Source organism: Rhizobium sp. P44RR-XXIV, from assembly GCF_001999485.2.
Lineage (GTDB): Bacteria > Pseudomonadota > Alphaproteobacteria > Rhizobiales > Rhizobiaceae > Rhizobium.
Window position 1 is genome coordinate 15215 of sequence record NZ_MPVZ02000020.1, and the last position, 14013, is coordinate 29227.

Genomic DNA, 14013 nt, shown 5'->3' on the forward strand with positions numbered 1-14013 from the left:
CGCCATTTGGCTTGAGAAATAAGGCAATGCCAGGGTGCCTACGCCGCCGCGCGGCGTAAGGGGCCGGACGAAAGGCGCGGGGCTGGGCCAGTTATTAATGCACCGACCAAAACTAGCGTGTAGCGCTAGGCGCGTCAGCCGTTGAACCGAGTAACGCGCCGGCGGTCTGTTCGTCGGTCACAAAAGTGGTCGGCTTGATCGTAATGAGAGACGCGCGAAGCGCCTCCAGCTTTTCCGGTCCTCCCGAGATCAGGATACGCTCAGGGGTGCGCCGCAGTCGCTCGAGATTCACTGAGATAACCCGAGCGTTGACCTCGTGGTCAATGACATTCCCGTCTTTGTCAATGAAGTTGTACAGAACGTCTCCGACCGCACCGGCGTCTATCAAAGAGCGGCGATCCGCTTCACTGAGATATCCGGTTCGATAACTTGTGGTCAGAGCAGAAATGCCCCCGACCGAGAGAAGCGCGACGTCGAGCTTATCCGCCATCTCAAAGATGGCGGCAAGGCCGCACCTTTCCAGCAACGCATGCTTTGTCTCTGGGCTGTCAACCACAGCTGGCGCCGTAACGAGGAAGCCCTCGCCCTTAAACAGCTCTGCGAACTGCCAGGCAAACTCAGCGGGATTGAAGCGACGGGCAGCAGAAATGCCGCCGAGCAGGGAGACGACGCGGAAGTCATCAAGAGCGGCGCCGGCAATAAATGGCAATGTGTTGTACAGAGTGCGCCCCCAACCCACGCCGACGATCATGCCGGAATGCATCATGCCCGTGATTAGCGTTCCGGCTGCCGCCGCAATCACCTTCGTCGGATCACCCTCAGCATCAGCGAAGGGCGCGACAATCACCTGCTTTATTCCAAAGGTAGTCTCCAGCTCTCTTTCAAGAGCGATCATATCAGAAAGCGCCGAAGATATCGTGACCCGGACCTCGTTGCGGCGACGAGCTTCCGCAAGAAGCCTGACGACCATGACGCGGTTGATGCCCAGCTGAGCAGCAATGTCGTTCTGCGTGTAATTCTCAATATGATAGAGCCACGCCACTCGCGCCCGCAGCCTTTCAGACTCGCTTTGGACGATGGCAAGTGGAGACGTGGTCTGCATTTAGCTTCCTTCCGGATCTATGAACTTGGTGCGGATAGCGCGATGCCGGATCCAACCTTTTCCACGACGGACCGCCACGCGCCGAGTTGTGAGTTTGTTGTCCTGTACAAGATTTATCACGCACTGGATAGATCGGCTTCAATCGCTCTCCGGACGAGCGCTGCAGTGCACAAAGGTATTTTAAATGTAGACGATGTTCTACGTTCGCGAGAAACATCAGCCAAAAAAATGGTTGACAGTCGCCAAATATGAACACAATGTATTTTTTAGTAGCAATTGTTCTCGCCTTCCGGCAGGGCAAGGGCTAATGGAGCGGAGTGGAGGCCGCGCCAAACCTACTTGCCTCCATTGGCATTCAACTGATTTATTCGGACTGGGAGGAGTACAACATGACAGTTTTAAGTTCGGGCGTATCGCGCCGCGGATTTCTGAGACATACCGCAGCTTTCGGGCTCGCCGCAGGCGCAGCCTCAGCGCTCAAGCTGCCCGCGTTTGCGCAATCGGGTCTACCTGATGTCCAATCCGTTTTGGACAAAATTTCCGTTAAAGACTATGTCCGCGAGGACTACCGCAAGCTCTACAAAATGTCTGATGATCCGCTGTGGGATCCGGCGAAGGACTGGATTCGCACGGTAGACTGGGAAAAGATTCGCTCGGAGCAGACCGGAAAGACAGTCCGATTTGCCGTGGGCGCCGCTGACCAAGAGTCTGCGGCCGAGGGACTTAAACCCTTTGAACAGCTGTCGGGCATCAAGGTCGAACTTGTTCCAATCCCCGACGACAGCTTCTATGACAAGGCGGTTTCGGAATTCATATCCGGCAACGCGTCCTTCGATGCCTTGCAGTTCTTCTCGCCCTGGCTCGGCGACTTTGCAGGCCCTGGCTTCCTTGCCGATCTCAGCGAGTATGCGGAAAAGTGGAAGCTGCCGCTCGACGATTTCTATGACACTTATCGTCTGAACTACGGCTATGTCGGCGGTAAGCTCGTCGGTATCCCGTTCGACTGCGACGTCCAGATGGTGCATCTGCGCAAGTCGATCATGGAGAAGATTCTCGGCGGACCGATTGATCGAGCTCAATCGGTGCCGACTTATGAAGAACTCATTCGTATCACTGGTGAGGCCAACAAGCTCGGTGGCGGCGTAGCCGGCGTCGGCTTGATGGCAGCCCGTGGTTTCTGGGCAACTTACACCTGGGAACATATCGCGGCACAAGCCGGCCTTTCACTGTTCGACAGCCAATGGAATCCGCAACTCACCAGTGATGCCGGAATGAAGGCCATGGATATCATCATGGCTCTTCAGAAAAATGCCATCGAAGGTGTTTCCGGTGCAGGGTGGGGTGAAAACCGCGCCGCTTGGCTTGGTGGCCAGGTCGCAGCAAACATCAGTTGGCAGGACAGCGGCACGCAAGCCATGCGGCCTGATCAGTCGAAGATCGTCGACGATTTCGTGACGATCTACGAACCGCGAATCTCGGGGGGTGTATTCGCCCCGCCGAACATTGCCGGGTCGACTTCCTGCGTTGCAGCCACGTCGCAAAACCCCGAGGGCGCGTTCCTTATGCTCGCCTTCCTCACGACTTCGTCTATCATGGCGATGAACGAAGCGAATGCGAACGGCGTTGCCCCAGGCTACCGCTCGGTTCTCGCAAACGAACGTCTCCGGGCGGTCAGCCAACCCATGAAGGTCTGGGCGGACAGCCTGGAGCACGCATGGTGCGCGCCCCGTATTCCTGGGATGTTCGAAATGGAGCAGGCGCTCGGCAATGAAATCAACCGGGCGGTCACCGGTCAGATTTCATCCAAGGAAGCCCTCGAGAACGGGCAAAAGGCCTGGAAGAGTATCTTGGAGAAGAATGGCTTCTCCGGTGGAAACGCTCCCATCGCTTACGCGGACGCGGAGCCAGGACTCTATGTAGGCAAAGGCAAGGCGCTGCCTTTCTAAGATCATGACCCATTCGACTCAAAGACTTGAAACGGAGGCGGCGTTTGCCGCCTCCACCGTAAAGGTACCCGCAAGACCTCGCCCCCGCTCGGCTACGGCGCGGAAGGTCTTCCCGTACCTCTTGGTTGGACCTGCTGTAGCCTACCTGCTCGCGATCACCCTGTATCCAGGTCTGTTCGCGATGTACCAAAGCCTCTTTGTCGTCAAGTTCGTGAACTGGTCTTGGGTTGGGCTCGGCAACTACACGAGGATCATCCAAGATCGCGAATTTTGGGCGGCGTTGGGAAATACCGCCATCATAGGCGGGATCTCCCTGACCCTGCAGTCCGTGATCGCGATGACCGTAGCTTTCTTCTGTTACCGCGACCCCCTTGTCCGCGGCTGGCGCATCGTTTTCCTGATGCCGATGCTCTTTATGCCCTCGGCGGTGGCATTCATCTGGAAGCTGGCGTTTAACGACGGCCGGGTAATCTCCGACATCCTCATGTCGATTGGATTGGTTTCCAACAATGTCGACTGGCTTGCGTCCGTCTGGCTCGCCAGACTTACACTGATCGTCGCGGACGTGTGGCAGTGGACGCCCTTTCTTTTCATCATCTTCGTCGGCGCTCTTCAGGGGCAGGACGAGGAAATCGAGGAAGCGGCTCGATTGGACGGGGCCAGCTGGGGTGCAATTTTTTGGAACATCTCACTGCCGATGATGAGGCCTATCATCGTCGTCGCCGTAACGTTGCGCGGCATCGACATCACAACGATGTTCACAAACGTCTACATCATGACCCAAGGCACACCAGGCGGCGCGACGGAGACGATGAGCTACTTCATCTATCGCCAAGGCTTCAGGATGTTCAATTTCGGATACGCCTCCGCGGCATCTGTGCTGATGCTGATCTTCACGATCGTAATCGCTCAAACTGTCGTTAAGCGCGCATTCAAATCTGGGAAATCATGAGATGGCTAGCATTCGAAAAAGCGGCGGTGAAAGCCTTATTCTTCGCTACATCATACTTGTCGCATGGGCGCTCGTTTGTCTCGTACCAATCATCTGGTTCCTGACGATCGGCTTCAGGCCAAGAACGGAAATCATTGTACCAAGGCCCATTTACTGGCCCACCTGGAGCTTGGACGCCTGGCGCCTGCTCGTCAGCGACTGGCCCATAGCTTCTTATCTGCGAAATTCGGTTGTTGCGGTCGCGGGCTCTGTCGTTATTGACCTGATTCTGGCGATCCCCGCAGCCTTCGCTTTGGCTCGCTATGAGTTCCGCGGTCGGGAGGACATCGGTTTTTATATCCTGTCGACGCGGATGATGGCGCCGGCCATTGTCGCAGTGCCGATCTTCTTCCTCTTCAAGAATATGGGTCTGCTGGATTCCGTCTGGGCGCTGATGCTCATTTACGCGGCCATCAATCTGAGCCTCGTCACATGGATTATTCGCAGCTACATGCTGGATATTCCAAAGGAACTGGAAGACGCTGCCCGCACTGACGGCGCGGGGGATCTAACCATTCTTTGGGAAATAATGATCCCGGCGTGCCTTCCTGGCATAATAACGGCAGCGGTGATCGCCGCCATCTTCGCAATTAACGAATTCCTCTTCACCCTCCTCATCGCATCGACCTCGAAGGCCTATACGATGTCCGTCGCTCTCGCCAATTTCACCGGCGGCTCAGACGGGGTGATCTACAACGCTATCGCACTCGTCTCGTTCCTCGCATTCGCTCCGATCCTGATCCTCGTCGTCCTGATCCAGAAGCATCTCTCGCGCGGACTCACGATGGGCGCTGTGAAAGGATAATTCCATGGCCTCGATTGAACTCAAGAACGTCGTGAAGAGCTTTGGCTCCTTCTTTGGTGTCCAAGACGTAACCCTCGATATCGCCGATGAGGAGTTTCTTGTCCTTTTGGGACCATCCGGCTGCGGCAAAACCACGACCATGCGCATGATTGCTGGTCTGGAACAACCGACAGGGGGTGAGATCCGCATCGGCGGCAACGTCATGAACGAAGTCGATGCACGAGATCGCGACGTTGCCATGGTCTTTCAGGGCTATGCCTTGTACCCGAACATGTCGATCTACGAGAACATTCGGTTTCCTCTGAGAATGAGGCGCATCCCCAGGGACAAACATGACAGCCTCGTTCGTCGCGCCGCCGACATGGTCGAGCTCGGACCTTTCCTAGAACGCAAGCCTGGCGCGCTTTCCGGTGGCCAGAGACAGCGCGCTGCGCTCGCCCGTGCCATTGTTCGTCAGCCGCAAGTCTTCCTCATGGACGAGCCGCTTTCGAACCTCGATGCAAAGCTGCGCGCCAGCATGCGCGTCCAGATCAAGCACATGCAGCGCGACCTGAAGGTAACCACGGTTTATGTGACACACGACCAGATCGAGGCAATGACGCTTGCTGATCGGATCGTCATCATGAACAAAGGGATAATCCAGCAGATCGGAACCCCCGATGAGATCTATTCGAATCCGGCGAATACCTTCGTCGCGGGATTCATCGGATCGCCCCCGATGAATTTGGTATCGGGGGTGGCGCAAGGTGGAGTCTTCTCGGCTCCTGGCGTGAAGGTCGCCTGCCCTGCCGAGCTGTCCGGTCAGGTCACGCTCGGTTTTCGGCCGGAGGATTGCGTGGTCGGCGGCGAGAATCTCCAAGGCACGGTCTACGGCGTAGAGCCGACCGGCGATATCACTTACCTGTCGGTCCGTACTCCAGAGAAGACCTTCGAAATCAAAGCCGGCCGAGATTTCCGCGCGAAGATTGATTCCAGCGTATCGATCGGATTTGATCCTGGTCGGCTCTACTATTTCGACGGTGACGGCAACAGGATCGGAGCTCAGTGATGTCGGCGACCTTTGATTTCAGTTGTGTCGGCTTTTACACTTTCGACGCTCTTTGCCGACCGGTTACGGAAATCCCGCCGGCTGGGCAGACTCTGTTCGTGGAAGACTTTACCCTGGCCGTATCCGGCGCGGCAGGTTCCGCCGCCATTGTGGCCGCCAAATACGGCCTTAAAGTGCAGGCGGTCGGCGGAGTTGGTTATGATGACATGGGCGATTGGGTCCGGATGAAGCTCCAGTCGTTCGACGTAGACACCACGATGATGCGACGCTACGAGGGCTACTCAACGTCCTGCTCAATCGTGACGACTCGACCGAACGGCCAGCGGCCGGCACTCCACAAGCGCGGTGCCACCGATGCATTCTTCGTGTCGGATTCCGAAATTGATCGCGTTCTTGACACTAAAATCCTGCATGTCGGCGGTGTCGGTCTGATGAACCGGATGGATGACTGTGGTCGTACTGCAGAAATCATGGCTGAAGCGCGTCGGCGCGGCGTCATTACGACGCTCGACGTCTTCGCTTCGACATCCGCCGATCTCCCCAAAGTCGAAGCTCTTCTGCCCTACACGGACTACTTTCTTCCCTCTGAAGAAGAAGCTCAGGCGCTTTCGGGGTTGACCCACAACAAAGATCTTGCGGATTTCCTGCTTGGCAGAGGGGCGAAATGTGTGATTCTGACGTTGGGAGCAGAGGGCGCCTACTACCATGACGAATCGGGCCTAGAGTTTCACTCGCCGGCATTTCAAGTCGATGTGAAGTGCACATGCGGGTGCGGTGACTGCTTCAATGGCGGGTTCGCGAGCGGCCTGGCAAAAGGATTGTCGCCTCAGGATGCAGTCGAACTCGGCCAAGCGTCCTCCGCGTTGAACGCCACCGGCTTGGGAAGCCAGGCTGGCGTGGCCAATTACGATGCGACTCATGCATTCATTAAGGCTACACCGAGGCGTCAATTGCAGTATGATGTAGCGGCTCTGACAGGTGCACTGAGGTAGGTTGGTATGTCGCCCGATTTCGCTCCACAAACGACGACGCGTTTGAAAGATGTACTCCGATCGCTGCGTTATACGCTCAGAAAGGGGCGTGACACAGTAAAGGAGACAGCCCCACGGCGACTCCCGGCACCGGCATCGGAGATCGCCCTTTCCGCTCTTGGCGAGATCGAAGTGTTCGCGCGCAACGTTGATCAAATCGCGTGCAAGTTAGCGCATTCAGTGGTCGACGATTCAGCAGAAATCAAAAGCTTCAGCGATGTTATTGCTTCTGCGCGGCCGCAATACGAGTTTTCGATCGCTTTCTATGAGACAACGAAGATTGTATTGGGCCGTCTCGGCGCTAGAAGAACGCTTATCAATCAAAGCGCGGCTCTAAGGGCCTTTGGCCGAATGGCTGCGTCCCATGACGTCTACCACCTTGCAGCACAATTAACGGTGCTCCTTGCGGATGAAGGCTCAATCACAATTGATCAAATAGACAACCGATCACTCGTGACACGCCCGGAGCTAATTGTCGTCGCGGTTTTCGCCGGGATGCTTTCACTATCAGCGGAACAGGATGATGCTGATAGAGAAGCGATGATCTTCGCCGCAACGGACATAGCGGTCGCCCTTCGAGAGAAGATCATGGATTCTTATCAGAAACGCGATGCGTCCGCGTTGGCCGCGCTTTTTGAACGGTGCGCCAGCCATGTTTGATTTGTCGCGATCGGTGCACAATCTACCCCGGACTAACAAGCCGCTAAGGATAGCGGTCAGGCAATTTCGTTGGTTCAAGGAAGCGTTTCATGCACACGCGGTGTTCTGCGGCGAAACAATGGCTTGCGCCTTCTCGATCGATGACGTCAAGCTCGCGGGAGCCTTTGTTCGCTGGCTTGATAGTATCGATCGTCAGAAGCCGAAGGAGAGCACGGAACGACGTGAATTTTTTGAGTTTGTGCCGTCTCTCGTACTGCGCGAGTTGGTCGCGGACATGCCCGTAAAGGCGACGCGCCCTCCTGCCAACGTTGATCCGATATCACCGGAAGCGTTCTGGCCAGAAGGATATGTCGCGACGACGTTTTGTCTGACGGTCTATGCTGCCACGATGGGTCAGGAATTTCACAGAGATGTTCATGTCAGCCAGATCGTCGATGATCTACGAAGCTGGTGGTCATTCCGGGAGAATGCCCGCGAAGATTCGGATTATGCCGCAGGCTTTTTCCAGTTGCTGCTCGGCAACGAACCCAACTGGTGGATGCCTGGTAGTTTCGGCGCTCGCACTCGTTCTGCACGCGACGAGGTACTGAACGAGACTGTTTACAATTCCGATAGGTGAAACGACGGAAGCTTTGCTTCGGTTTGAAATCAGTTGACGCCGGCTTCACTGCGGGGCAGCATTACATAACAATTGCAGGGAAAGACGGGCAAACTCCGTCGCCGCCTCCGGATCACTGAAAATTCCGGCTTTTGACCTTCAGCGTATTGATATGAAGATCCGGCACGAACATATCCCGCGCCCGCACACCGGGAACCGGCCGCTCGCGCGAATCCGGACTTCCCGGAGAGCCATGGGCGAACTCGTCACCCCGGCCCGTCGGCGGCCGGAATGAGCCGTCGCGCTCGGCAAGGCTCGACAGGTCGGTCGAGAGATCGAAGAGTTGCTGGGCGACCAGGTGCACCACCTCCCCTTCCCGCTGGATCCTGCCATTGATCGCCATCATGCTGGCGCCGAGCACCACCCTGCGCGACCGCTCGAAGAGCTTTGGCCAGACGACGACGTTGGCCACACCGGACTCGTCCTCGATAGTGATGAACATCACGCCCTTCGCAGAGCCTGGTCGCTGACGCACCAACACCAGGCCGGCGGCCATCAGCCATTGCCCGTCACGCGCCGTCATCGCTTCGGCACAGGTTACGATCTGACGCTTGGCGAGGTCGCCCCGCAGTAAACTCAAGGGGTGCTGCCGGAGTGTCAGGCCGGTATGACCGTAATCCTCAACGACATTGTGGCCCTCAGTCATCTGCCGCAACTCGACTTCCGGCTCCTGCTGCTCAGCGATCGCCCGCGCCTCCCGTTCCGCCGCGGCGGTAAACAGAGGCAGCGGCTCGTCGCGGAGCGCCTTGATTGCCCAGAGCGCATCGCGTCGCTCGAGACAGAGAGACGGCAGGAAGGAATCGGCTTCGGCAAGCTCTAAGAGTGAGGCGACCGGAACGCCGGATCGACGCCACATGTCGTCGACGGATGCGAAGGGCTCGTCGGCGCGCGCGGTGGCGATCCGCGCCGCGTCGGCGGTCGCCAACCCGCGCACCAGACGCATGCCGAGCCGCACCGCATGCCGGTCGGTGCCTTCGATCTGCTCCAGCGTGCAGTCCCAGCGCGAGCGGTTGATGCAGACGGGACGGACCTCGACGCCGTGCTTCCTGGCATCGGCGACGATCTGCGCAGGGGCATAAAAGCCCATCGGCTGCGAATTCAGAAGCGCCGCACAGAAGACGTCCGGAAAATGGCATTTCACATAGTTGGAGGCGTAGGCGATCAGCGCGAAAGAGGCGGCGTGGCTTTCAGGAAAGCCGTAGGAGCCGAAGCCTTCGAGCTGGCTGAATGTCTTCTCGGCGAATTCTGGCGTATAGCCGTTCCGGACCATTCCGGAGACGAGCTTGTCCTTGAAGCGCGAAACGCCACCCGTGAACTTGAAGGTCGCCATGGATTTCCGCAGTTGGTCGGCCTCGCCGCCCGTGAACCCCGCACAGACCATCGCCACCTTCATTGCCGACTCCTGAAACAGGGGCACTCCCAGTGTCTTGTGGAGGACCGCCTCCAGTTCGGGTGTCGGGTACTCGACCTTCTCCTTGCCCTCGCGCCGGCGCAGATATGGATGCACCATGTCGCCCTGGATCGGCCCGGGGCGGACGATCGCCACCTGGATGACGAGATCGTAGAAGGTCCTCGGCTTCATGCGTGGCAGCATGGACATCTGGGCGCGGCTTTCGATTTGGAAGGTGCCGAGCGTATCCGCCTTGCGGATCATCGCGTAGGTCGCCGGATCCTCCTGCGGGATCGTCGCAAGGTCGAGATGCTCATGTTTGTCCTCGCGGATCAGGGCAAACGCCTTGGCCATGCAGGTCAGCATGCCGAGGGCCAGCACATCGACTTTCATGAATTTCAGCGCCTCGATGTCGTCCTTGTCCCATTCGATCACCTGCCGGTCGGCCATGGTCGCCGGCTCTATCGGCACCAGGTCGTCGAGCCGGTCATGGGTGAGCACGAAGCCGCCGGGATGCTGACCCAGATGGCGCGGTGCGCCCATCAACTGCTGGGCAAGTCGCAAGGCCAAGGCGAGACGTCTGTCCTCCGGATTGAGACCGAGGTCGCGCACGTGCCGCTCGCTCACCTCCTCCGACCAGGACCAGATGCCTGATGATAGCGCCTTGATCAGATCCTCCGGCAAACCGAGCGCCTTGCCGACATCGCGAATAGCGCCCTTGGCGCGATAGCGCGTGACGGTCGAGCAGAGCGCGGCCTTGTCATGGCCATAGGTCTTGTAGATCCACTGGATGACCTCCTCGCGCCGTTCGTGCTCGAAATCGACATCGATATCGGGCGGCTCGTCGCGCTCCTGGGAGACAAACCGCTCAAACAGGAGATCATTGGTGTCGGGGTCGATCGAGGTGACGCCGAGCACATAGCAGACGGCGGAATTGGCGGCCGACCCCCTGCCCTGGCAGAGAATGCCCTGCGATCGGGCATACCGGACGATCGAGAAGACGGTCAGGAAATAAGGCGCGTAGCGCATCGTCTCGATCAGAGCGAGTTCATGCCGAATGGTCTTCTCGACATGGTCAGGCAGGCCCTCGGGATAACGTGTCTTGACGCCCTCCCAGGTGCAGTGCTCGAGCGACTCTTGGGCGGTCATGCCCGGGATCAGCGCCTCCTCCGGGTATTGATAAACCAACTCTTCGAGCGAGAACCTGCACCGGTCAACAATCTCCTCCGTGCGCGCCAGCGCTTCCGGGTACCGGGGAAAGAGACGAGCCATTTCTTCCGGCGGCTTCAGATAACGATCGGCGTGCCGCTCGCGCTCGAAGCCGACATCATCGATCGTCTTCCTGGTCCGAATGCAGGTGACGACATCCTGCAGCTGCCGGCGGCCGGGTTCATGAAACAGCACATCATTGGTGACGACCGTCTTCACCCCGTGCTTCACCGCAAGGTTCGAGAGCTGGTGTAGCCGCAACTGATCATTCGGGCGCCGACGCAGGCAGAGCGAGACATAGGCGCGGTCACCGAAGACGCCGGCCATTTTCCTGAGCTGCACAGCGCAGGCGTCATCCGGCATGTCCGGCACCAGGACGCCGATCAGTCCGTCGGCATAGAGCGCCACGTCATCGAGATGCAGGATGCACTTTGCTTTGCCTCCCCGGCCCTTGCCCAAGGTCAGCAGCCGCGTCAGCCGGGAATAGGCGGCGCGGTCGGTCGGATAGACGAGGATCGACATGCCGTCGGACAAATCGAGGCGGCAGCCGACGACGAGCCGCAGGCCCGTGGTGCGCGAGGCCTCGAGCGCCCGGACGATGCCGGCGAGGCTGTTGCGGTCGACGACGCCAAGCGCTTCGATGCCCATGCGTTTTGCGGTCGCAAACAGTTCCTCGGCCGAGCTCGCGCCGCGGAGGAACGAGAAATGCGTGGTGACCTGAAGCTCGGCGTAGCGCATCACGCAAACACTCCATGCAGGAACCATTTGTGCGATCCGGTTTCCGCATCGACGCCATCACCGGATCGAAAAATCCAGAAGCGCTCGCCGGCGTCATCCTCGACGACGAAGTAATCGCGCACCGCGATCCATTCGGCACTGCGTTTCCACCATTCGCCAAAGATCCGCTCGGGACCGTCGGCACGCTTCACCCGGCGCCGCTTGCCGCGCCAGATAAATGAGACCGGCGGATGATCCGGGAGCAGGGCAATCACTTCGATCAGTTCGGAACGCGCCAGAAGCCGGGGCGGCCTCAGCCAATGCATCGGCCACGTGGCGCCGTCCTCTTCGGCCGTGGGGGCGATGCGCTGACGCAGCGTTCCGGGACATCGCTTGCGACCGGCGCGACACGGAAAATCCGCTGGCCACCGCGATTGCCGAGGACATCAATGAGCGGCGTCACGTCGGTGATCTGCTCATCAACAAGCGGTGAGGCCGACTGTGCTTCGATCAGCGGTTCGGCGATGATCGCGGCCAGGCTGAGCTTCTCGATGCCGAAACCGGGCTCGATCCTTTCGATGCGATCGCGGAACAGTTTTGTCAGCCAGGCAATGTCGCGGACGGGTTTGGCCGTGCCAGCCCGAAGCGCCTGCATCGTGTTATCGACGCGGTGGATGATGAGGTCGGCACGGCGGACGCCCAGGCCACGCTTTTCGAGCTCCTGACAGAGCTGGCGCACGAGGCGGGTGACGTATTTCTCGATCGTCTCCGGTGCTCCGATCGGTTCGGCGAAGGATTTTTGGACCTCGACAAGTTCCGCCGGGCGGATCGGATCAATGGGTTCGGCGACACGTCCGAACATCTGGTCGAGACGCCGTCCGAGCTCGGGGCCGAAGCGCAGGGTCAGCGGCGCCCGTGGGGTGCCGGCGAGATCGCCGACGGTGGCGAAGCCGAGGGTCCGAGAGCTTGCTACGGTCTCGGGCGACAGCCGCAGCGACGAGAGGCAACCGGTTCACGGCCTTGTCGGTCTCGCCGCGCGCGACGATGACCGTCTCCCGGCTGCTGGTCCGGGCGAGCGCATGCGCGGCACCCCATGTGTCGGCGATCGCCGCACGGGCGGCGAGACCTCGACCGCGCAAGCGATTGACGAGACCCGACAGCATCAGTTCCTCGCCGCCCTGAAGATGGTCGGCACCTTCCGTGTCCATGACGATGCCATCGGGAGAATCCATGGCAACGACGGGCGAATATTGCGACAAGGCCCAGAGCGTGAGCCGCTCCAGCGCTTGAAGGTCCGCCGCCGGATCCGCATCGATCATGATCAGGCGCTGCACCAGCGCCTGCGCCTTCGCCGCCGCCATGCCGACGCGAAGGCCGAGTTTTGTCGCCGCCTGATCGGCCGCCGCAATCCAACGCTTCGAACCGCTCCTGGCGATCACCACCAGGGGCGTTTCAACGCAAAGCGCGGGATCGGCCCGCCTGATCCGGTCGGTCGGCAGCGTCGGAAGAAAGACAGATACGACCCTGGCCATCACATGCTCCGATGATGAATTCACCTCCCTCGCCGGCCCTGACCCGCATCAGCTCTGCCAGCCATCGCGCCCGCCCGATCCCGGGAACGGCAAGCGGTTCGGATGGCAGCACCGAGATGCGCCAACGGGTCGCCGCAGCCGTCGGCATGCCAAAGTCGGAGGCCTCGGTCGGCCGCCTCCATCGGCGGACGACCAAACCCAATGTCCCTGACTTCTCCGCTGCAAGCTGCAGGCGGCGCGATGCCGTCATCGGGAGGCGCACTAGCTCGGCGACGACAGCGCCGAGGCCGCCGTAGCGCAAAGCCTCTTCGAAGCTTGCGAGCACCGTCTCTTCCCTGTCGCCCTCGACGAAGATGACACGGTCGGGGTGAAGGCCGATCTGGGCGAACGCCGGGAAGAAGAGGTCAAAGCGCGTCAGGCACCAGACCACCTTGCCAGTGGTGCGAGCGGCGATGCCGCCGACGAAGAGTGCAGCGGCCGCCCCGTCGATCGCCCCGTTTCCGCCGCCAGCCACCTCATGCAGCGCGCCATAAGCTAATCCACCTCCCGGTAGCTGCGCATCGATCTCGCCCACTCCGAACGGCAAAACGCTTCGATGGCACAGACCGGAGCCTTCCAAGTTAGCGATCTTCTCGCGCAACTCGTTGAGAACTGCTTTTGAGGCGACTGCTGAAGTCATGATCTCCTTCTGAAGGCAACCCGTTTTGACTTGAGAAACAGGATTATGTTCTTTATTTGTTCTCAAAGTGAAAACGAGTCAATGTGCGCTCGGCCCGCGAAAGTTGAGCGGCCAGGCGAATCCGGTGATTCCGCGAACGGATTCAAATCGATGGCAGAAAAGGGAATTTTCCCACAGGATTGCTCGCTGGCGCCGTAGGGCGACAAATGCGGCGCGCACGTCCCATGTCTGGGTCATGAACCGCA

At 59.2% G+C, this 14013-nt stretch carries 10 protein-coding genes and 1 pseudogene; 7 read left to right on the forward strand and 4 right to left on the reverse strand.

The features are described 5' to 3' along the window. Positions 1 to 112 precede the first annotated feature (112 nt). Positions 113 to 1102, reverse strand: coding sequence for a sugar-binding transcriptional regulator (locus BSK43_RS00640; protein WP_068391144.1), 990 nt, complete (start codon positions 1100 to 1102; stop codon positions 113 to 115). Positions 1103 to 1491: 389 nt separating this feature from the next. On the opposite strand from BSK43_RS00640, the gene BSK43_RS00645 reads away from it, so the two are divergent. From BSK43_RS00645 to BSK43_RS00675, 7 genes are read left to right on the forward strand one after another with little or no spacing between them, the layout of a single operon-like run. After that, positions 1492 to 3048 (forward strand): extracellular solute-binding protein, encoded by a 1557-nt coding sequence (locus BSK43_RS00645; protein WP_077472569.1) that lies wholly within the window; start codon positions 1492 to 1494, stop codon positions 3046 to 3048. A gap of 4 nt (positions 3049 to 3052) precedes the next feature. Next, positions 3053 to 4000 (forward strand): sugar ABC transporter permease, encoded by a 948-nt coding sequence (locus BSK43_RS00650; protein ID WP_068391136.1) that lies wholly within the window; start codon positions 3053 to 3055, stop codon positions 3998 to 4000. A 1-nt stretch (position 4001) separates the two neighbouring features. Then, positions 4002 to 4844 carry a carbohydrate ABC transporter permease gene (locus tag BSK43_RS00655; RefSeq protein WP_068391134.1) on the forward strand — a complete coding sequence of 281 codons (843 nt, stop codon included), beginning with the start codon at positions 4002 to 4004 and terminating at the stop codon, positions 4842 to 4844. A gap of 4 nt (positions 4845 to 4848) precedes the next feature. Continuing rightward, positions 4849 to 5892 (forward strand): ABC transporter ATP-binding protein, encoded by a 1044-nt coding sequence (locus BSK43_RS00660; protein ID WP_068391132.1) that lies wholly within the window; start codon positions 4849 to 4851, stop codon positions 5890 to 5892. After that, positions 5892 to 6884, forward strand: coding sequence for a sugar kinase (locus tag BSK43_RS00665; protein WP_068391130.1), 993 nt, complete (start codon positions 5892 to 5894; stop codon positions 6882 to 6884). Before BSK43_RS00660 ends, BSK43_RS00665 begins: the two co-directional genes overlap by 1 nt. A 6-nt stretch (positions 6885 to 6890) precedes the next feature. Then, positions 6891 to 7583 carry a hypothetical protein gene (locus BSK43_RS00670; protein WP_077472568.1) on the forward strand — a complete coding sequence of 231 codons (693 nt, stop codon included), beginning with the start codon at positions 6891 to 6893 and terminating at the stop codon, positions 7581 to 7583. Continuing rightward, entirely contained in the window at positions 7576 to 8202 is a 627-nt protein-coding gene (locus BSK43_RS00675; protein WP_068391126.1) for a hypothetical protein, read from the forward strand. Before BSK43_RS00670 ends, BSK43_RS00675 begins: the two co-directional genes overlap by 8 nt. Before the next feature lie 112 nt (positions 8203 to 8314). Here BSK43_RS00675 and BSK43_RS00680 read toward each other — a convergent pair whose 3' ends face one another. From BSK43_RS00680 to BSK43_RS00690, 3 genes and pseudogenes are all read right to left on the reverse strand, one after another. Then, on the reverse strand, positions 8315 to 11578 hold the full coding sequence (locus tag BSK43_RS00680; protein ID WP_077472567.1) for an error-prone DNA polymerase: 3264 nt from the start codon (positions 11576 to 11578) through the stop codon (positions 8315 to 8317). Continuing rightward, positions 11578 to 13089, reverse strand: a pseudogene (locus BSK43_RS00685) (DNA polymerase Y family protein). Before BSK43_RS00685 ends, BSK43_RS00680 begins: the two are co-directional and overlap by 1 nt. Then, a complete protein-coding gene (locus BSK43_RS00690; protein ID WP_068391124.1) occupies positions 13010 to 13768 on the reverse strand; it encodes an ImuA family protein in 759 nt (252 codons plus the stop codon). The pseudogene BSK43_RS00685 and the gene BSK43_RS00690 overlap by 80 nt, the downstream one beginning before the upstream one ends. Positions 13769 to 14013 lie beyond the last annotated feature (245 nt).

Coding starts and splice junctions, on each gene's coding strand:
- BSK43_RS00640 (WP_068391144.1), bottom strand. CDS start 1,102: ATGCAGACCACGTCTCCACTTGCCATCGTCCAAAGCGAGTCTGAAAGG.
- BSK43_RS00690 (WP_068391124.1), bottom strand. CDS start 13,768: ATGACTTCAGCAGTCGCCTCAAAAGCAGTTCTCAACGAGTTGCGCGAG.
- BSK43_RS00675 (WP_068391126.1), top strand. CDS start 7,576: ATGTTTGATTTGTCGCGATCGGTGCACAATCTACCCCGGACTAACAAG.
- BSK43_RS00650 (WP_068391136.1), top strand. CDS start 3,053: ATGACCCATTCGACTCAAAGACTTGAAACGGAGGCGGCGTTTGCCGCC.
- BSK43_RS00645 (WP_077472569.1), top strand. CDS start 1,492: ATGACAGTTTTAAGTTCGGGCGTATCGCGCCGCGGATTTCTGAGACAT.
- BSK43_RS00655 (WP_068391134.1), top strand. CDS start 4,002: ATGGCTAGCATTCGAAAAAGCGGCGGTGAAAGCCTTATTCTTCGCTAC.
- BSK43_RS00680 (WP_077472567.1), bottom strand. CDS start 11,578: ATGCGCTACGCCGAGCTTCAGGTCACCACGCATTTCTCGTTCCTCCGC.
- BSK43_RS00660 (WP_068391132.1), top strand. CDS start 4,849: ATGGCCTCGATTGAACTCAAGAACGTCGTGAAGAGCTTTGGCTCCTTC.
- BSK43_RS00665 (WP_068391130.1), top strand. CDS start 5,892: ATGTCGGCGACCTTTGATTTCAGTTGTGTCGGCTTTTACACTTTCGAC.
- BSK43_RS00670 (WP_077472568.1), top strand. CDS start 6,891: ATGTCGCCCGATTTCGCTCCACAAACGACGACGCGTTTGAAAGATGTA.